This window comes from Micromonospora sp. NPDC049559, from assembly GCF_040676675.1.
Taxonomy (GTDB): domain Bacteria; phylum Actinomycetota; class Actinomycetes; order Mycobacteriales; family Micromonosporaceae; genus JBFAPK01.
Map to the genome: position 1 here is coordinate 464,650 of NZ_JBFAPK010000001.1, position 18,448 is coordinate 483,097.

15 protein-coding genes and 1 tRNA gene are annotated in these 18,448 nt (G+C 71.5%); 8 read left to right on the plus strand and 8 right to left on the minus strand.

Annotated elements, in window-relative coordinates; translation table 11 throughout:
* Nucleotides 1-549: 549 nt before the first annotated feature.
* From AB0J86_RS02080 to AB0J86_RS02090, 3 genes are read left to right on the plus strand one after another with little or no spacing between them, the layout of a single operon-like run.
* Entirely contained in the window at nucleotides 550-1,440 is an 891-nt protein-coding gene (locus AB0J86_RS02080) for a class E sortase (RefSeq protein ID WP_363851025.1), read from the plus strand.
* A gap of 7 nt (nucleotides 1,441-1,447) precedes the next feature.
* Complete coding sequence (locus AB0J86_RS02085) at nucleotides 1,448-1,738, plus strand: hypothetical protein (RefSeq protein ID WP_363851028.1); 291 nt, start codon at nucleotides 1,448-1,450, stop codon at nucleotides 1,736-1,738.
* 4 nt (nucleotides 1,739-1,742) lie between these two features.
* Nucleotides 1,743-2,393 (plus strand): aminodeoxychorismate/anthranilate synthase component II, encoded by a 651-nt coding sequence (locus AB0J86_RS02090; protein ID WP_363851031.1) that lies wholly within the window; start codon nucleotides 1,743-1,745, stop codon nucleotides 2,391-2,393.
* Nucleotides 2,394-2,545: 152 nt separating this feature from the next.
* Here AB0J86_RS02090 and pknB read toward each other — a convergent pair whose 3' ends face one another.
* The 7 genes from pknB to AB0J86_RS02125 all read right to left on the minus strand — a co-directional run bounded on the left by pknB (nucleotide 2,546) and on the right by AB0J86_RS02125 (nucleotide 11,579).
* Nucleotides 2,546-4,366, minus strand: a complete 1,821-nt coding sequence (pknB, locus tag AB0J86_RS02095) for a Stk1 family PASTA domain-containing Ser/Thr kinase (RefSeq protein ID WP_363851034.1) — start codon at nucleotides 4,364-4,366, stop codon at nucleotides 2,546-2,548.
* Between the two features lie 19 nt (nucleotides 4,367-4,385).
* Nucleotides 4,386-5,864 carry a protein kinase gene (locus AB0J86_RS02100; protein WP_363851617.1) on the minus strand — a complete coding sequence of 493 codons (1,479 nt, stop codon included), beginning with the start codon at nucleotides 5,862-5,864 and terminating at the stop codon, nucleotides 4,386-4,388.
* 2 nt (nucleotides 5,865-5,866) lie between these two features.
* Nucleotides 5,867-7,363 carry a penicillin-binding transpeptidase domain-containing protein gene (locus AB0J86_RS02105; protein ID WP_363851037.1) on the minus strand — a complete coding sequence of 499 codons (1,497 nt, stop codon included), beginning with the start codon at nucleotides 7,361-7,363 and terminating at the stop codon, nucleotides 5,867-5,869.
* On the minus strand, nucleotides 7,360-8,805 hold the full coding sequence (locus AB0J86_RS02110) for an FtsW/RodA/SpoVE family cell cycle protein (protein WP_363851040.1): 1,446 nt from the start codon (nucleotides 8,803-8,805) through the stop codon (nucleotides 7,360-7,362). Before AB0J86_RS02110 ends, AB0J86_RS02105 begins: the two co-directional genes overlap by 4 nt.
* Before the next feature lie 79 nt (nucleotides 8,806-8,884).
* A complete protein-coding gene (locus tag AB0J86_RS02115) occupies nucleotides 8,885-10,315 on the minus strand; it encodes a BofC C-terminal domain-containing protein (protein WP_363851042.1) in 1,431 nt (476 codons plus the stop codon).
* A complete protein-coding gene (locus AB0J86_RS02120; RefSeq protein ID WP_363851045.1) occupies nucleotides 10,312-10,794 on the minus strand; it encodes an FHA domain-containing protein in 483 nt (160 codons plus the stop codon). The genes AB0J86_RS02115 and AB0J86_RS02120 overlap by 4 nt, the downstream gene beginning before the upstream one ends.
* Before the next feature lie 5 nt (nucleotides 10,795-10,799).
* Nucleotides 10,800-11,579, minus strand: coding sequence for a DUF3662 and FHA domain-containing protein (locus tag AB0J86_RS02125; RefSeq protein WP_363851048.1), 780 nt, complete (start codon nucleotides 11,577-11,579; stop codon nucleotides 10,800-10,802).
* Nucleotides 11,580-11,892: 313 nt separating this feature from the next.
* Between AB0J86_RS02125 and AB0J86_RS02130 the strand changes: the two genes are divergently transcribed.
* From AB0J86_RS02130 to AB0J86_RS02150, 5 genes are all read left to right on the plus strand, one after another.
* A tRNA-Leu gene (locus AB0J86_RS02130) sits at nucleotides 11,893-11,975 on the plus strand.
* A gap of 107 nt (nucleotides 11,976-12,082) precedes the next feature.
* Nucleotides 12,083-13,156, plus strand: coding sequence for an NAD-dependent epimerase/dehydratase family protein (locus tag AB0J86_RS02135; RefSeq protein WP_363851051.1), 1,074 nt, complete (start codon nucleotides 12,083-12,085; stop codon nucleotides 13,154-13,156).
* A 37-nt stretch (nucleotides 13,157-13,193) separates the two neighbouring features.
* A complete protein-coding gene (locus tag AB0J86_RS02140) occupies nucleotides 13,194-14,000 on the plus strand; it encodes a WecB/TagA/CpsF family glycosyltransferase (protein WP_363851054.1) in 807 nt (268 codons plus the stop codon).
* A gap of 77 nt (nucleotides 14,001-14,077) precedes the next feature.
* Nucleotides 14,078-15,499, plus strand: a complete 1,422-nt coding sequence (locus AB0J86_RS02145; protein WP_363851057.1) for a hypothetical protein — start codon at nucleotides 14,078-14,080, stop codon at nucleotides 15,497-15,499.
* Between the two features lie 76 nt (nucleotides 15,500-15,575).
* On the plus strand, nucleotides 15,576-16,367 hold the full coding sequence (locus AB0J86_RS02150) for a 3-ketoacyl-ACP reductase (protein ID WP_363851060.1): 792 nt from the start codon (nucleotides 15,576-15,578) through the stop codon (nucleotides 16,365-16,367).
* A 72-nt stretch (nucleotides 16,368-16,439) separates the two neighbouring features.
* Here the strand turns inward: AB0J86_RS02150 and AB0J86_RS02155 are convergent, their stop codons facing one another.
* Nucleotides 16,440-18,308, minus strand: coding sequence for a S8 family serine peptidase (locus AB0J86_RS02155; RefSeq protein ID WP_363851062.1), 1,869 nt, complete (start codon nucleotides 18,306-18,308; stop codon nucleotides 16,440-16,442).
* Between the last annotated feature and the right edge of the window lie 140 nt (nucleotides 18,309-18,448).

Below are 18,448 nucleotides of genomic sequence, written 5' to 3' on the forward strand. Positions count from 1 at the left end.
GCGCCCGGGTATCACGGGGCTGGCGGGTCCGCCGCCGGCCATCCCGCCGCCGACTCCTTCGCCGGCTCTCCGGGCACCGGTTTCGGATCCACGCCCGCGTCGGCCGGTTCGGAGCCGACCGCGAACTTACCCACAATCGGTTCCCGCGGCGGCGGACCGGCGGCCGGCTCTCCGATTCCCGCGCCCGGTTCGCCGATCCCGGCCGGCCCCCCGGTCCCCACGGCGGGCGAACCGACGCCGGTCCGGGGCGACCATGCCGGCGGGCGGGTCCAGCCGCCGCGGTCCGCCGCGCCCGAGACCCTGGGATGGCCGGCAACGTCCGCTCAGCCCGGTAACTGGGGTGCGCCGACCCCACCGCGCGGGCCGGCCCTACCGCAACCGTCGGCGCCCGGGTCGGCCACGCCGGGCGGCCCCGCCGGCGCAACCCGGCCGGGCCAGCCGTCGACGGCCGGCGCCCAGGAGAGCGCTCCGGCGGCGCGCCCCAAGCCGAGCGACACGCCCACCACCGTCATCTCCGCCATCCGGGACGACCAGATCCAGTCGACCGCGGTGATTCCCGTCGTGCCGGTACGCAAGCCCGCCCCGGACGAGACCGCGCTGATCGGGGCCGTTCCACCGGTGGACCCGAAGGCGGCCGAGCCGGACGCCGCCGGAGCGGCCGGGGACGACGGCCCGCGGCGCGGCGAGCGGGTGGTCAAGCTCCGGCCCGAGCGCACGGACGAGGGGTACCAGAGCGTCTACTCCGAGCTGACCCGCCCCACGGTGGGCTCCCGGATCCGCGGCACCGTACGGGTCAGCGGCGAGCTGCTGATCACGTTCGGCCTGGTCGTCCTCCTCTTCGCGGGCTACGAGGTCTGGGGCAAGTCCGCCATCGTCAGCGCCCACCAGGACGACCTCACCTCGCAGCTGGCCCAGGCGTGGGACGACGGCGGCACCGATCCGACGGTGGGTCCCACCGCCTCGGCCGCACCGCTCGCGCCGCCGGCCGAGGGCAAGCCGATCGCCGGTCTCTACATCCCGAAGCTGGACAAGCACTGGGTCGTGGTGCAGGGCGTCAGCCAGAAGGACATCCGGTACGCGCCCGGGCACTATCCGCAGAGCGCCCTGCCGGGTCAGATCGGCAACTTCGCGGTCGCCGGGCACCGCAACCGGGCCACGTTCTGGCGGCTGGACGAGCTCAAGAACGGCGACCCGATCGTGGTCGAGTCGCAGACCGACTGGTTCGTCTACCACGTGGCGCAGACCCGGATCGTACGGCCGAACCAGATCGAGGTGGTCGCGCCGGTACCGGGCCAGCCGACCGCGACGCCCACCAAGGCGATGCTGACGCTGACCACCTGCAACCCGAAGTTCAACAACTACCAGCGCCTGATCATCCATGCCGAGTTGGTGAGCACGGCGCCGAAGTCGGCCGGGCGCCCGGTCGAGCTGGGAGACTGAGCCTGCGATGTACGCCTGGATCTGGCGGCGCCTGCCGTTCGGGCTGCCCGGCAAGCTGATCGGCTCGCTGCTCATCGCGGGGGCGGTGGTCGCCCTGCTCTGGTACGTGGTCTTCCCCTGGGCCGAGCCGCTGCTGCCCTTCGACGACGTCCAGGTGACCCAGGACTCCGGCGTACCGGGGGATCCCGCCGGGGGCGGCCCGGGCGTCGAGGGTGACGTGCCGGGCAGCGACCACGACATCCCGTACGACACGACCCACCAGAACACCCCGCCCCCCTCCACCTCGCCGAGCAGGTAATCGGATGCGCATCCTGGTCATCGACAACTACGACTCGTTCGTCTTCAACCTGGTGCAGTACCTCGGCCAGCTCGGCGCGGAGTGCGACGTACGACGGAACGACCAGGTCACCCTCGCCGAGGTCGGCCGGGCGGGCGCGGACGGCGTGCTCCTGTCACCCGGCCCGGGTACGCCCGAACGCGCCGGGATCTGCCTCGACGTGGTCCGCGAGTACGGCGGCAAGCTCCCGATCCTCGGCGTCTGCCTCGGGCATCAGGCGATCGGCGCCGCCTTCGGAGCGACCGTGGACCGGGCACCGGAGCTGCTGCACGGCAAGACCTCCGAGGTGCGGCACGACGGGGCCGGGGTGCTCGCCGGCCTGCCCGATCCGTTCACCGCGACCCGGTACCACTCGCTGGCGGTGCTCTCCGAGACCCTGCCGGACGAGATCGAGGTGACCGGCCGGACCGGATCGGGCGTGGTCATGGCGATGCGGCACCGTACGCTGCCGATCGAGGGGGTGCAGTTCCATCCGGAGTCGGTACTGACCGAGGGTGGGCACCTCATGCTCGCGAACTGGCTGGCGGGCTGCGGCCTGGCCGAGGCGCTCGACCGGGCGCCCGCCCTCGCCGCCGAGGTGGATGCCCGCCGCCGTGCGGCCTTCGCCACCGTCTAGGCACTATCCGGGGCAGCCGGGCGCCACCGCGACGCCGGCCGCGTCGCGATCGCGGGCGGGCCCCGCGCCTCAGGTGCTACCGGCGTCGGCCGGGGAGGCGATTGCGAGGCCGACGCCGGCCGGGCGCGATCGCCGGCCGGCGCCAGCGGCGCTCAGTGTCGGGACGAGGGCGTCGGGGTCGGAACGGCCGCGCCGCCGCCGGACCCGCCGAGGCCGGGAAAGAGACCCCCCGCACCCGTGCCCGGCTGCCCGGTCGTCGCGCTCGGGTCCGGGCTCGGATCGTCCTGGCCCTCGATGACGACGATCGTGACGGTCGAACCCGCGGGAAGCTTGACACCCTGGCCCGGATCCTGGTCGACCACCTCACCGTCGGAGTCCGCCGAACCGCGCTGTGGTTCGACGTCCACCTTGAAGCCGGCCCGCTCGATCTCGCGCTTGGCGTCCGCCTCCGACTTGCCGACCACGTACGGCACCGTCTTGAGGTTGCCCTTCGAGTAGGTGACCGTGACCTGGCTGCCGGCGTCCACCGTCTGGCCCTCGTCCGGGCTCACGTCGAGGACGGTGTTCTCCTTCTTGCTGCTCTCCTGCGCCACCGGCTTGACCTTGAAGCCCTGTCCCTCCAGGGTGCCCGTGACGTACTGGAGGTCCTTTCCGACCAGGTCGGTCGGAATCTTCACGCTCGGCTTGCCGCCGCAGACCACGATCGCCACCTGTGCCCGCGGCGCCACGGCCGCGCCGCCGATCGGGTTCTGGCTGATCACCTGGTCCTTGACGCAGTCGTTGTTGAAGGTCGGCGACGGGCTCGGCAGCAGGTTGGCCTGCTGGAGCTGGGCGATCGCGTCGGCCTGGCTGCGGCCCTGGACGTCCGGTACCGCGATGTCGTCGGGCTTCTGGTTCTGCTGCGACAGCAGCGCGGCGACCAGCGCGACGACCGCCAGCACGCCCAGGCCGCTCAGCGTGGCGAGCAGCCACGCCGATCCGCGGCGGCGGCGCGAGTCGCCGGGACGGCTCGGCATCGGCCGGGTGCCCGCGCCCATGCCGCCGCCCGCCGGCATGCCGCCGCGGGCGATGTTCTGCGGCATCGCGACGGTCTCGTCCTGCCGGAGCACCGGGGTCGCCATGACCGGCCGGCCGGCGGCCGCCCGGAGCAGGTCGGCCCGCATCTCCGCGGCGCTCTGGTAGCGGTTGAGCGGGTTCTTCGACAGCGCCTTGAGCACGATCGAGTCGATCGCCGGGGTGACGTCCGGGTTGATGTCGCTCGGGGTCGGCGGATCCTCCCGCACGTGCTGGTACGCGACGCTGACCGGGCTGTCGCCGACGAACGGCGGGTGCCCGCAGAGCAGCTCGAAGATCACGCAGCCGGCCGCGTACACGTCGGAGCGGGCGTCGACCGCCTCGCCCCGGGCCTGCTCCGGGGAGAGGTACTGCGCGGTACCGATCACGGCGGAGGTCTGCGTCATGGTGGTGGCGCCGCTGGCCAGGGCCCGGGCGATACCGAAGTCCATGACCTTGACCTGGCCGGTCAGGGTCAGCATCACGTTGCCGGGCTTGATGTCCCGGTGGATGATGCCGTGCCGGTGGCTGAACTCCAGCGCCGCGCAGATGTCGGCGGTGATCTCCAGCGCCCGGCGCGGCATGAGTCGTCCCTCGGCCGCCAGCACCTCCTTGAGGGTGCGGCCGTTGACGAACTCCATGACGATGAAGGGCAGGGTCTCGCCGGTCGGCGCGATCTCCTCGCCCGTGTCGTAGACCGCGACGATGGCCGGGTGGTTGAGCGAAGCGGCATTCTGCGCCTCGCGGCGGAAACGCATCTGGAACGTGGCATCGCGGGCCAGGTCGGTACGAAGCATCTTGATCGCGACGTCCCGGCCGAGCCGGAGGTCGCGCCCCCGGTGCACCTCGGCCATGCCGCCGTAGCCGAGCAGCTCGCCGACCTGGTACCTGCCACCGAGCAGGCGGGCCTGCGCAGTCATCTCGTCAGTCGTCCTTCGCTCATCTGGTCATCCCGCCGGCCAGCACGACCCGCTCACTCCGACGGTACGGCGCGTTTGGCGAAACGTCGCGTCCAGTTACCTGCCGCGACCCTAGCGACACGTTCTGCTGGGGGGTAACGGCCATCCCGGCCGTGGTGTCCCGATTGAGGTTGTAGGAAATCACGCCTGAGCAGATCAGCACGATCAGGCCCACCACGACCGCGAGCAGCACCAACAACGGGCGGCTCAGCCCGGAGTCCTGGGGTGGCGGCGCCGACGGCCGGGCGTAGCCCGGGTACGAGGGCGCCTGCCGGGGCGGTGCGGCCGGCGGCACGGCGGCCGCGCCGCGCCCGTACCCGGGGGTGGTCGCACCGGGCGGGGTCGGGGTCGCCGAGCCCATCGGCCGGGGCGGGACGGCCACCGGCGAACCCGGCGGTGGACCGCCGACCGGTGGTTGCGGCGGCGTCGCCCGCCCCCGCGTCGGGGCCACGGGCGAACCGGGTGCCACGGGCGAACCGGGCGCGACGGGGGAACCGGGCACCGCGGCGGTGCCGGTCGGCTGCCCGACGCGCGGCGGAACGCTGGTCGGCCGCCCGGGCGGGGGCACCGGGGCCGCCACCGGCGAACCGTGCGGGACCGGCGCTCCGGGCACCATTCCCCGTCCCGCGTTCGCCGGCACGGCCAGCGTCGCGGCGGCCTGCCGGGCCACCGCCGCCAGGCTGGAGGCGCTCGGCCAGCGGGCCGCCGGGTCCTTCGCCATGGCACGTTCGACGATGGCCCGTACCGCCGGCGGGATGTCGGCCGGCAGCGGGCGCGGCGCCTCCCGTACGTGCTTGATGGCGATTTCGAGCGGGTTCTCGCCCTCGAAGGGGCGCCGACCGGCAAGGCACTGGTACGCGACCACGCCGAGCGCGTACACGTCCGAGCTGGGCGTCGCGACCGCGCCCGACGCCTGCTCCGGGGAGATGTACGAGGCGGTGCCGAGCACCGAACCGGCCGCGGTGAGCTGCCCCACCATGTCGGAGCGGGCGATGCCGAAGTCCGTGAGGACCAGCGTGCCGTTCGGCCGGACCAGCAGGTTCCCGGGCTTCACGTCCCGGTGCACGATGCCCTTGTCGTGGGCCGCCTGAAGCGCGTCGGCCGCCTGCGCGACGAGCGCCATGGTCCGGGCCGGGGTCAGCCGGCCCACCCGGCCGAGGGTCCGCGACAGCGCGTCGCCCTCGACGTACTCCATCACCAGGAAGGCGATCTGGTTGTCGCTGCCGTAGTCGTAGACGTCCACCACGCCCGGGTGGTTGATGGTCGCCATGGTCCGCGCCTCGCCGCGGAAGCGCTCGGCGAAACCGGGCTCGTCCAGCAGCGCCGGGAGCAGCACCTTCACGGCGACCGTACGGCCCAGCACCTCGTCGGTACCGCGCCAGACATCGCCCATCCCGCCGCTGGCGATGCGCTCGTCGAGCAGGTACCGGTTGCCGAGCTGGACCCCGGGGCTGAGCATCGTCACTTGCCTCCGCGGATCACGGAACGCATGATCTGGCCGGCGATCCGGGCCGCCTCGGCGCTGCCGCCCGGACCAGCCTGCTCCAGCATGACCGCGACCGCCGAGATCGGCTGGCCGTCGCGCATCGCGAAGCCGATGAACCAGCCGTGGTCGTCGACGTCGGCGCTGGACTGGGCGGTACCGGTCTTGCCGCCGACCGTGTAGCCCTCGATCCGGGCGTTCTTGCCGGTGCCGTTCTGCACCACGCTGACCATCATGTCCTGCAGGTCGCGGGCGACCTGCCCGTTGACCGGCTGGCGCAGCGACTTGGGCGCCGCCTTGTAGTAGGTGGTGGTGCGATCCGAACCCCGCAGCTGGTCGACCAGGTACGGGCGCATCTGGGTACCGCCGTTGGCGACCGCCGCGGCGATCATCGCGCCTTCGAGCGGCGTCATCCGTACGTTGTTCTGGCCGATCGCCGACTGGGCCAGCGCGGCCGGGTCCTCGCCGCCGTCCGGATTCTGGATGTCACCGGTGTGGCTCGCGGCGACCGGCAGCCCACCCTCGTTGAGCTGGCCGACGGTGAGGTCGTCCTGCTCGAACCCGAACTGGCGCGCCTTCTCCTTGATCTTGTCAGCCCCGAGCTTCACGCCGAGCTGCGCGAATCCGGTGTTGCAGGACTCGGTCAGCGCCTCGATCAGGCTGACCTGCGGCTCCGGGCAGATCGACGGGGCGGCGTTGCGGATGTCGCTGCCGGAGGTCGGGGCCCGGTAGACCGGGCCGGCCGGAATCTGCGTCTCCTTGGTGTAGCCCGACTCCAGCGCGGCGGCCGCGTCGATCACCTTGAAGGTAGATCCCGGCGGGAACGTCTCGCTCAGGGCGCGGTTCTTCAGCGGGCCGTTCTTGTCCGCGGTCAGCTTGTCGTACTCCGCCTGCGCCACGTCCGTGTCGTGGTTCGCGAGCGGGTTCGGGTCGAAGCTCGGCATGGAGACCAGCGCCTGGATCGCCCCGGTGCGCGGGTCGATCGCCACCGCCGCGCCCTTGGTGGCGCCCACCTTGTTGTTGCTGAGCTGGTTGTAGGCGGTCTCCTGGGCGGCGGTGGAGAGCGTCAGCAGCACGTTGCCGCCGGCGGTCTGGTCGCCGGTGAAGAGGTCCCGGATCCGGTCGGCCACCAGCTCGTCGCTGTTGCCGGCGAGAAAGTCGTTCTCGGTGCGCTCGATCCCGGTGGCGGCCAGGTTGACCGGCTGGTAGCCGAGCACGTGCGCGTACGCCGGGCCCTTCGGGTAGGTGCGCAGGAACTTCAGCTCGCCGCTGGTCTCCTTGCTGGTGGCGATCGGAATGCCGCTCGCCTCGATGTTGCCGCGCTTGCGGTCGTACTCGGCGACCTGGACGCGGCCGTTGTAGTCGCTGTTGCGGTACTCGTCGGCCTTGTAGGCCTGCACCCAGTTCAGGTTCGCGAAGAGCAGGCCGAACAGGATCATGACAACCACGCCGACCCGGCGCAGGGGCGCGTTCACGGGCGGATCACCTCCGTCGGGGCGCCGTGCAGCTGTTCCGGTACCGCCGGACCGGCGTTCGCCGGGCGGGCCGGCGAGTTGCCGGTCACCGGGCGGCGGGCCGCATCGGAGACGCGGAGCAGGACGGCGATGAGCAGCCAGTTCGCCATGAGCGACGAACCACCGGCGGAGAGGAACGGGGTGGTCTGACCGGTCAGCGGGATGAGCTTGCTGATCCCGCCGACGATGACGAAGACCTGCAGCCCGAGGGTGAAGGCGAGACCGCCGGCGAGCAGCTTGCCGAAGGAGTCCCGTACCGCCAGCGCGGCCCGCAGCCCGCGCTCGACGACCAGCAGGTATATCACCAGCAGCGCGCTGAGGCCGAAGAGGCCCAGCTCCTCGCCGAGTCCGGCGAAGATGAAGTCGTTCTGCACCTCGGGCACCTTCAGCGGCTGGCCACCGCCCGGCCCGGCCCCGAAGAGGCCGCCGGTGCCGAGCCCGAGCAGCCCCTGCACCAACTGGTACCCGTCGTTGTAGGGGTCGGCGAAGGGGTCGAGCCAGATCTCGGCACGCAGGTGGAAGTTGGCGAACGGGCCGCCGATCGTGCCGCCCAGGAAGTACGCGAGGAACGCGCCGCCGAAGAAGAGCAGCAGACCGATGATCAGCCAGCTGACCCGTTCGGTCGCGATGTAGAGCGTCACGACGAACATGCCGAAGTAGAGCAGCGAGGTGCCGAGGTCCTTCTCGAAGACCAGCACCATCAGACTGACCACCCAGACCCCGACGACCGGACCGAGGTCGCGGCCCCGGGGGAAGTCGATGCCGAGGAAGCGGCGGCTGGCCAGGGAGAGCACCTCGCGCTTGCGCACCAGGTAGTACGCGAAGAAGACGAGCAGGGCCAGCTTGGCGAACTCACCCGGCTGGATCTGGAAGCCGCCGAACTTGATCCACAGCTTCGCGCCGTTGACCTCGGACATGCTCCCCGGGAGCACCGCCGGTATCAGCACCAGCACGATGCCGGCGAGCCCGATGGTGTAGGGGTTGCGCGAGAGCGAACGGTGGTCGCGGACCACGACCAGCAGCGCGGCGGCGAGGATCACCGCGGCCAGGGTCCAGGCGAGCTGCCGCCCGCCGATGCCCGCGAAGATCGGGAAGTGCATCCGCTCGTCCGGGTCGGCCTTGGCCAGGTCGATCCGGCGCAGGAAGCCGACGCCGATCCCGTTGAGCAGCGCCACCGCCGGCAGCAGCACCGGATCGGCGTACGGCGCCAGGAAGCGGATCACCACGTGCAGGCTGAGGAAGACCGCGGCGAGCGCGGCGGTCGGTACCCAGAAGTCGGGCGTGACCGTGTCGAACAGGTTCGCCTCGATCGTGGCCGAGTAGACCGCCACCAGCAGCATCGCCAGCAGCAGGAGCGCCAACTCGGCGTTGCGCCGGGACTTGGAGATCCGGACACGAGGCATCTCGCCCGTGGCTGCGGGCGTCGCCGCCGGTCTGGCCGGAGCGGTCACAATCGATACCTCGGATCGTTTGAACTGGCGCTCACTCCGCCGAGCGGCAGGCCGTCGGATCGATGCCCGGCTGGACCGCGTCGGAGGGGAGAGCGTCGGGACTGTCTGATGGGTCGGGGGTCTCCGGGGGGTTGCTGGCGTCGGGGGTGGCGCTCGGGTCGGTCCCGGTGCCGGCCGGCGGTGCGGGCGTGCCGTTCACCGTCGAGGGGGTGGCCGTCGGGCTCGGCGGGCAGGTCGGCTTCAGGTTCGGGTTGGCCGGGTCCTCGCTGGTCAGCTCGGCGAGCCGGCGCTCGGCGTCCGGCTCGTCCTTGGCCGTGATCCCCTGCTTGACCTGCTCCTGCGCGGCGGCCGTGAGGTCGTTGAGCTGCGCGTCGCTGGTCGAGTGCACGCTGGAGAGGTCGAAGCCGGCGATCTGACCCGGTACGCCCCGGAACACCGCGAGCCGGCCGTCGTCGGTCGCGCCGACGTAGTACTGCCGCTGCGTGTAGTTCCAACCGAACCAGAGGCCGCCGCCGACGAGCCCCAGCAGTACGACGAGGAGCGCCGCCGTACGCACCGGGTGCCGCCGGGGACGCTCCGACTCGTCGTCGCGACCGTTGGCGGGCGGGTCCGGCTCCGGACTGGCCGGGCGGGGGGCGTTCAGCGCCGAGGCGCGGGCGGCCGGGGTCGACCGGTCGGCCGAGGTCGCCATGCCCCGGTCCCGGGCCGCGGCCCCGCCGACGATCGGCGCCGCCTCGACGATGTCCTGGTCGGTGGCGTCGGCGACGACCACCGTGATGTTGTCGGGGCCACCGCCGCGCAGCGCCAACTGGACGAGGCGCTGTACGCACTCCTGCGGGTCGGAGTACTCCCGCAGGGTGTCCCCGATGGTCTCGGCGCTGACGACGCCCGAGAGACCGTCGCTGCAGATCAGGTACCGGTCGCCGGGAAGCACCTGGCGTACCGAGTACTCGGGGTCGATGTCCCGGCCGTCCAGGGCCCGGGTGAGCAGCGAGCGCTGGGGGTGGCTGCTCGCCTCCTCCAGGCTGATCCGCCCCTCGTCGACCAGCATCTGGACGTACGTGTCGTCCTTGGTGATCTGGTTGAACTCGCCGTCCCGGAGCAGGTAGGCACGGGAGTCACCGATGTGCACCATGCCGATCTTGCTGCCGGAGAAGAGGGTCGCGGTGAGCGTGGTGCCCATGCCCTCGAGCTGAGGGTTGGCGTCCACGGTGTCGCGCAGTTGTTGGTTGGCGGTGTCGACGGCTGAACGCAGCGCGTCCACGAGGGCGTCGCCGGGGACGTCCTCGTCGAGGGGAGCCATCGCACCGATGACGATGTTGCTCGCGACGTCACCGGCGGCCATGCCGCCCATGCCGTCGGCAACGGCGAGTAGCCGCGGGCCTGCGTAGACGGAGTCTTGGTTTCCGTCTCGGATCAGACCGCGGTCGCTGTGGGCCGCATAGCGAAGGGTCAGAGTCATGGCCGTAACTCGAGGGAAGTGCGGCCGATGCGGATCGGCACGCCGAGGGGGACGGGGGTTGGTCCGGTGACCTTAGCGCGATCCAGGTAGGTGCCGTTAGTCGATCCGAGATCTTCTACGAACCACTGACCGGACCGGGGTACGAGTCGTGCGTGTCGGGCCGACGCGTAGTCATCGGTGATGACCAGGGTCGAATCCTCCGCGCGCCCGATGGTTATCTGGGCCTCGCCGAGGGTGATCCGGGTACCGGCGAGCTGTCCCGCGGTGACCACGAGTTGGTGAGCGGTGCGCCCGCGTTTCACCCTCGCCGGCTTTCCCTGCGTCATCGCCGCTCCTACCCCCCGTGGCGCGGCGACGAGACGGCTGGACTTGGCACCGGCGAACAGGTCACGGCGGATCACGCCGACCACCGTGAACACGAAGATCCACAGCAGGATGATGAACCCGAACCGGGCAACGGTGATGACGAAAGGGGGCAAGGTTCCTAGCCGTCCACTCGGAACGTGAGGGTGGTCGTCCCGAGCTGGATCATGTCACCGGGGTTGAGCGCCACGGCCGACACGCGCTGGCCGTTGACCATCGTCCCGTTGGTGGACCCCAGATCGGTCAGAACCACCTGGGCGCCGTCGAAGTCGAGCCGCGCGTGCCGGCGGGAGATGCCGACATCGGGCAACCGGAGGTTGGCCTGGTCGCCGCGGCCGATCACGGTGGAGCCCATCTGCAGGGGATAGGTGCGCCCGTCGCCGGAGACGAGGCGCACGTTGCGTCCGCCGCCGTGTCCGGGGGGCGGACCGTAGCCGCCGCCCTGGTCGTAGGGCGGGTACTGGGGAGCGTCGTAGCCCTGCTGGGCGGGCGCGACCTCCCCGCCGGTGAAGACCTCGGCGGTGACCCGGAACATCCCGGTGTCGAGCCCGTCGCCGCGCTCGATCTCCACGATCACGTCGCCGTAGACCGTCCACGCCTGCTCGCCGATGAACTCGGCCTGGGACTGCGCCAGCTCCTGCGCGAGCGCGGCGGCGTACGGCGCGAGCCGGCTGTGGTCGTACGGCGAGAGATCGATCACGTAGCGGTTCGGTACGAGAGTGCGCCCACCGGCCAGGATCGCCTTGTGGGCCTCAGCCTCCCGCTGCATCGCGTTGAGGATCTCGACGGGGTGCACTACCCCCTTGAACACCTTCGCGAAGGCCCCCTCAACCAGGCCTTCCAGACGCTTCTCGAAGCGTTGCAGCACGCTCACCGGCTCCTCCTCGGGTCCCGAGGACATGATGGTATCCGGCCGTCGCACGTGCAGCTCGCACGCCGCTCGACCGCCTTGTGCCGGCCTGTCCCTGGGGGCCGGGGTCGTCGTGCTAGTGTTCCATCCGCCGGGAGCGGAAATCACTCTCGGTGGCAATACGGACAGCGTAGTATGTGCCGGCACCCCGCCGAGGGGCGGGTACCGGGACAGGGCTACTCTGTTCCGCAGCCGCAGGGCAGAGCGACTTCTCCCCCGCCATGGGCGAGGGTTACTCTGTTCGGCACCACTTCGGGGCCAGATCTCATCTGTCCCCACGGGGCAGATATGATCTCTTCCCCAGGGGGAAGTGGCGGAATGGCAGACGCGCACGGTTCAGGTCCGTGTGCCCGAAAGGGCGTGGGGGTTCAACTCCCCCCTTCCCCACCCTGAGGAAGGGCTCCGCGAATCGCGGGGCCCTTCCTTCGTATCAGGCCGCGGTCGTCGCCGCGTTATGCTCCCATGGTTTTCAGCCCAGACCCCAGGAGTGGCGTGTGAGTGTCGCGTTGGTGACCGGATCGGGCGGTCTGATCGGTTCCGAGGCGGTCCGGCACTTCGCCGGCCTCGGCCTCGACGTGGTCGGTATCGACAACGACATGCGCCGCCAGTTCTTCGGCGCGGAGGCGTCGACCGCCTGGAACGTGCTCCGGCTCACCAGTGAGCTGGGCGCGAGCTACACCCACCAGGACGCGGACATCCGGGACCGGGACGCGCTGGCGAAGATCTTCCAGCGGTACGGGCGGGACATCGCCGTGGTGATCCACACGGCCGCGCAGCCCTCGCACGACTGGGCGGTCCGCGACCCGTTCACCGACTTCGACGTCAACGCGGGCGGCACGCTCAACGTGCTGCAGAACGTCCGCGATCACTGCATCGACGCGCCGGTCATCCACTGCTCGACCAACAAGGTCTACGGGGACCGGCCGAACAGCCTGCCCCTGGTCGAGCTGGAGACCCGCTGGGAGATCGAGGCGGGTCACCCGTACTCGGGGGGCATCACCGAGGACATGTCGATCGACGCGTCCCTGCACTCGGTCTTCGGCGCCTCCAAGGTCGCCGCGGACGTGATGGTGCAGGAGTACGGGCGGTACTTCGGCATGAAGACCGCCTGCTTCCGGGGCGGCACGCTGACCGGGCCGGCACACTCGGCGACCGAGCTGCACGGCTTCCTGGCGTACCTGATGCGCTGCAACATGGAGCGGCGGACGTACAAGATCTTCGGCTACAAGGGCAAGATGGTGCGCGACGCCATCCACAGCCACGACGTGGTCGCCGCGTTCGAGGCGTTCTTCCGCAACCCCCGGTCGGCCGCGGTCTACAACCTCGGCGGCGGTCGCCACTCCAACTGCTCCCACCTGGAGGCCTTCGCCCTGGCGGAGAAGATCTCCGGACAGGAGATGATCACCGAGTACCACGAGGCCAACCGGGTCGGCGACCACCAGTGGTGGATCGGCTCGAACGCCGCCTTCCAGCGGGACTACCCGGACTGGAAGCAGGTGTACGACGTACCGATGATCCTCCAGGAGATCTACGAGGCGAACGTGGAGAAGTGGGTGCCGTCAGCATGAGCGCACGCATCGGCGGCAGCGGGAACGGGGCGGCGCGGTGATCGCCCAGGGCAAGCGCAACGTGCTGGGCGTACTGGTCGACGCGGTGGACTACGAGGCCGCGACCGAGCAGGTCCTCGCCGCCGCCCGCGAGCGCCGTCCGCTGGCGCTGACCGCGCTCGCGGTGCACGGCGTGATGACCGGGGTGCTGGACCCGGCCCACAACGCGCGGCTCAACTCCTTCGACGTGGTCACCCCGGACGGGCAGCCCGTCCGCTGGGCCCTCAACCTGCTGCACCACGCGGGGCTCGCCGACCGGGTCTACGGGCCGACGCTGACGCTGCGGGTGCTGGAGCGGTTCGCCGCGGAGGGGCTCCCGGTCTACCTGTACGGCTCCACCGACGAGACGCTGGCGCGCCTGATCCCGGCGCTGGAGCGGATGTTCCCGGCGCTGAAGATCGCCGGCGTGGAGTCGTCCAAGTTCCGGCAGGTGCAGCCGGGCGAGGATGCCGAGATCGCGGACCGGATCCGCTCCTCGGGCGCCCGGCTGGTGCTCGTCGGGCTGGGCTGCCCGCGCCAGGAGGTCTTCGCGTACGCCATGCGGCCGCTGCTGGACATGCCGCTGATGGCCGTCGGTGCCGCCTTCGACTACCACGCGGGTCTGCTGCGCAAGCCGCCGCCGTGGATGCAGCGGGCCGGCCTGGAGTGGCTCTGGCGGCTCGGGCTGGAACCCCGGCGTCTCTGGCACCGCTACGTGGTGCTGAACCCGGCCTACCTGGCCCGGCTCGCGGCGCAGAAGACCCGCCTCTGGAAGGCGACCCCGCCGCCGCCCGCGGCCGAGCGCCCCGCCAGCTTCGCCGTCTGACCCGCGCCCCGATCTGGGAGGACCCGGATCGGGGCGCGGGTCTACCCCTCAGGCAAGCGCTTTCCTATGCTGGGCCGATGATGAGGATCGACGACGAGCTGACCCCGGCTCGGCTGATACCCAAGATCGACCGGCTCTGGGACGCCTCCGCCGAAAAGATCGACTCGATCGAGAAGACCTGCCCGCCCGGATCGGCCTCGCCGGTCTTCACCGTCGAGGGGCGGTACACCGCCCGCGGCTGGACCGAGTGGACCCAGGGCTTCCAGTACGGCTCGGCGCTGTTGCAGTTCGACGCCACCGGCGAGCGGCGCTTCCTGGACTCCGGCCGGGAACGGACCGTGGCGGTGATGGCCAGCCACGTCAGCCACATCGGGGTGCACGACCACGGCTTCAACAACGTCAGCACGTACGGGAACCTGTGGCGGCTGATGGCCGAGGGGCGGATCCCGCACCAGCGCACCGAGCGCGACTTCTACGAGCTGGCCCTGAAGCTGAGCGGCGCGGTGCAGGCCGCCCGCTGGGCCCGTACCCGCGACGGGGGCGGCTACGTCTACTCCTTCAACGGGCCGCAGTCGCTCTTCGTCGACACCATCCGCTCCTGCCGGGCGCTGGCCGTGTCGCACCTGCTCGGACACGCGCTGATGGGCGAGCGGGACGAGCGGATCTCCCTGCTCGACCGGCTGGTCGCGCACGTGCTCAGCACCGCCCGGTACAACGTCTTCTACGGCGAGGGGCGGGACGGCTACGACGTACGGGGCCGCACCGCCCACGAGTCGATCTTCAACGTGAACGACGGCGAGTACCGCTGCCCGAGCACCCAGCAGGGCTACTCGCCGTTCAGCACCTGGACCCGGGGCCTGGCCTGGGCCATGGTCGGCTTCCCCGAGCAGTTGGAGTTCCTCGACCTGCTCTCCGACGAGGAGCTGCGACCGTACGGCGGGCGCGCCGAGCTGACCGGGGTGCTGCTCCGGGCCGCGACCGCCACCTGCGACTTCTACCTCGCGAACACCCCGGTGGACGGGATCCCGTACTGGGACACCGGCGCGCCCGGACTCGCCGCGCTCGGCGACTACCTCGACCGGCCGGCGGACCCGTACAACCCGCACGAGCCGGTCGACTCCTCGGCCGCCGCGATCGGCGCGCAGGGGCTGCTCCGGCTCGGGCGGTACCTGACCCGGACCGGCCGGGCCGACGAGGGCCGGCGGTACTGGCAGGCCGGGCTCACAGTCTGCGACACGCTCTTCGACGAGCCGTACCTGAGCACCGACCCGCGGCACCAGGGCCTGATCCTGCACTCGGTCTACCACCGGCCGAACGGTTGGGACCACGTACCGGCCGGGCAGCGGGTGCCGAACGGCGAGTCGAGCATGTGGGGCGACTACCACGCCCGGGAACTGGCGCTCTACCTGGGACGGGTCGCCCGCGACGAGCCGTACCTGACCTTCTTCGGCCCCGCCGAGGCGCACCCGGCGACGGAGCGCAGTGGAGTCGGGGCATGAGCGAGCGGAGCGAGCGAATCATCGAACTCAGCGCGGTCGAGCCTCATGCCGCGACGGAGCGCAGCGGAGTCGGGGCATGAGCGAACAGGCTTCCGCCCGGCCGGCGGCGGTGGTGACCGGCGGGTCGCGCGGCATCGGGCGGGGCATCGTGCTCGCGCTGGCCGGCGCGGGGTACGACGTGGTGGTCAACTACGCGCGCAACCGTGACGCCGCGGCGGAGGTGGGCGCGCGGGTCGAGGCGCTCGGCGCGCGGGCGCACCTGGTACGCGCCGACGTCTCGGAGGCGGACGACCGGCGGCGGCTCGTCGACGAGACGCTGGCCGCCTTCGGCCGGCTCGACCTGCTGGTCAGCAACGCCGGCGTGGCGCCCGACGTGCGGGCCGACCTGCTGGAGGCGGGCGAGGACTCGTTCGACCGGTTGATCGACATCAACCTCAAGGGGCCGTACTTCCTGGTCCAGCTCGCCGCCCGCACGATGATCGAGCAGCTGGCGGCCGGTACGGTGAGCCGACCGAAGATCGTCATCGTCTCCTCGATCAGCGCCTACACGGCGAGCGTCAACCGGGGCGACTACTGCGTGGCGAAGGCGGGGTTGGCGATGACCACGCAGCTCTACGCGGCGCGGCTGGCCGAGCACGGGATCAACGTGTACGAGATCCGGCCCGGCATCGTCGAGACGGACATGACCGGGCCGGTCAAGGCCCGGTACGACGATCTGATCTTCAATCAGGGGCTGACCCCGATCCGGCGCTGGGGACAGCCCGAGGACGTCGGTCGGGCGGTGGTGGCCGTCGCGACCGACCTGCTGCCGTTCAGCACCGGTCAGGTGATCGACGTGGACGGCGGGTTCCACCTGCGCACCCTCTGAGGGCGGGGAAGGGCTCCCTGTCGTCCGAGCCGCGACGACAGGGAGCCCTTCCCTACGGTGCTGCCCGTTCGCTCAGAGGGTGAGCGTCCAGGTGTTGAGGTAGCCGGTGTCGCCGGAGTAGACGTCGCGCACCTGGAGGCGCCAGGTGCCGTTGCCCGCCTCGCTGGAGAGGTTGACGGGGTACGTCGTGTTGACGTTGTCGGCGCCGTCGAGCGCGCTGGAGTTCTTCAGCCGGTACGCCGAGCCGTCCGGGGCGAGCAGGTCGATGACCAGGTCACCCCGGTAGGTGTGCACGATGTTCACGGCCACCGTCGCGGCCGACGAGGCGTTGCGACCGCAGCCGGTGATGGCGATGGCGCTGGTGACCGTGCCGAGGTCCGGGATCGCCACGTCGGTGCCGTTCGTGCCCGAGCAGCCGCCCCCGCTCCCGGTCACGGTGAGCGTGTAGGTCGCCGTCCGGGCGCCGGCCGCGCCGGTGCCGGTGACGGTGACCGGGTACGTGCCGCCCGGCGTGCTCGCCGAGGTGGTGATGGCCAGCGCGGACGTACCGCCGGAGGTGACGGTGGCCGGGCTGAACGTCGCGGTGGCCCCGGCCGGCAGGCCGCTGGCCGTCAGCGCCACCGACTGGGCCGAGCCGGCCGTGGTCGTGGTCGTCACCGTGGCGCTGACCGAGCCGCCGGGCGCGGTGGAGCCGGAGGTCGGCGAGACCGAGACGGCGAAGTCGTTGGTGGGCGGCGCACCGCCACCGACGAAGAGCAGCCGGTTCGGCGTGCCGGTACCGACGTTGCTGATCACGTTCGGGGTGGCGGCGTTGACCAGCTGGTCCCGTACCTGCTGCGGGGTGGCCGTCGGGCTCGCCGAGAGCAGCAGCGCCGCGGCGCCCGCCACGTGCGGGGTCGCCATGGACGTGCCGCTGATGGTGTTCGTCGCGGTGTCGCCGGTGGCCCAGGACGAGGTGATGTTGACACCCGGCGCGAGGATGTCGACGCAGGTGCCGTAGTTGGAGAAGCTCGCCGCGGCGTCGTTGTTCTGGGTGGCGCCCACGGTGATCGCGGCGGGCACCCGGGCCGGCGAGTAGTTGCAGGCGTCCTGCCGTACGCCGAGCGCGTTGCCGTTGCCGGCGGCGATCGCGTACGTCACCCCGGAGTTGATCGAGTTGGTGACCGCCGTGTCGATCGCGGCGTTGGCCGATCCGCCGAGGCTCATGTTCGCCACGGCGGGCTTCACCGCGTTCGCGGTGACCCAGTCGATGCCGCCGACCACCTGGGCGTTGGTGCCGCTGCCCTGGCAGTCGAGCACCCGTACGGCGACCAGCTGCACCGCCTTGGCCACGCCGTACGACGTCCCGCCGACGGTGCCGGCCACGTGCGTACCGTGCCCGTGGCAGTCGTCCGCCGGGCCGCCGTCGACCGCGTCGTACCCGGAGACCGCCCGGCCGCCGAAGTCCGTGTGGGTGGTCCGGATGCCGGTGTCGATGATGTACGCCCGCACGTTCGGCGCGGTGGTGGGGTAGGTGTACGAGCTGTTCAGCGGCAGGTTGCGCTGGTCGATGCGGTCCAGGCCCCAGGACGGCGGGTTCGGCTGGGTGTCGGTGATCCGGACCGTGTGGTTCTGCTCCACGTACGCGACGGCGGGGTCCGCCGCGATCCGCTTGGCCATCCGCTCGCTGGCCTTGACCTCGAAGCCGCGCAGCGCCGCACTGTAGGTCCGGGCGACGCTGCCGCCGTGCCGGCCGGCCAGCTCCTGCGCCGTCGCGCCGACCCGGGTACGGCTGACCGCGGTTTCCTTGAAGACCACGATGTAGCTGTCGGCGACGGCGGTCTCCCCGCCGGCGCCGAGGATCGTGCCGGTCGGTTCCGCGGCCACGGCGGGCGTCGCCGCGACGGCCGCCATGGTCATCGCTACCGCACCGACGAGAACGGATCCGTGTGGGAGTCGCATGGCTCCCTACCTCCCCTCTGACCGGCGCCCGACCGTCCGCCCGGTGATCCGGGGGATCGGCGACGGCCGATCATGCTGAGGTTAAACGTGAGACCTACTCGAAAACAGATGTCGATTCTTCAATAGCGCGACGGGATGGC

Excerpts from the sequence above, each read along its gene's own strand:
- AB0J86_RS02085 (WP_363851028.1), top strand. The coding sequence starts at position 1,448 with ATGTACGCCTGGATCTGGCGGCGCCTGCCGTTCGGGCTGCCCGGCAAG.
- AB0J86_RS02090 (WP_363851031.1), top strand. The coding sequence starts at position 1,743 with ATGCGCATCCTGGTCATCGACAACTACGACTCGTTCGTCTTCAACCTG.
- pknB (WP_363851034.1), bottom strand. The coding sequence starts at position 4,366 with ATGACTGCGCAGGCCCGCCTGCTCGGTGGCAGGTACCAGGTCGGCGAG.
- AB0J86_RS02100 (WP_363851617.1), bottom strand. The coding sequence starts at position 5,864 with ATGCTCAGCCCCGGGGTCCAGCTCGGCAACCGGTACCTGCTCGACGAG.
- AB0J86_RS02110 (WP_363851040.1), bottom strand. The coding sequence starts at position 8,805 with ATGCCTCGTGTCCGGATCTCCAAGTCCCGGCGCAACGCCGAGTTGGCG.
- AB0J86_RS02115 (WP_363851042.1), bottom strand. The coding sequence starts at position 10,315 with ATGACTCTGACCCTTCGCTATGCGGCCCACAGCGACCGCGGTCTGATC.
- AB0J86_RS02125 (WP_363851048.1), bottom strand. The coding sequence starts at position 11,579 with ATGTCCTCGGGACCCGAGGAGGAGCCGGTGAGCGTGCTGCAACGCTTC.
- AB0J86_RS02145 (WP_363851057.1), top strand. The coding sequence starts at position 14,078 with ATGATGAGGATCGACGACGAGCTGACCCCGGCTCGGCTGATACCCAAG.
- AB0J86_RS02150 (WP_363851060.1), top strand. The coding sequence starts at position 15,576 with ATGAGCGAACAGGCTTCCGCCCGGCCGGCGGCGGTGGTGACCGGCGGG.
- AB0J86_RS02155 (WP_363851062.1), bottom strand. The coding sequence starts at position 18,308 with ATGCGACTCCCACACGGATCCGTTCTCGTCGGTGCGGTAGCGATGACC.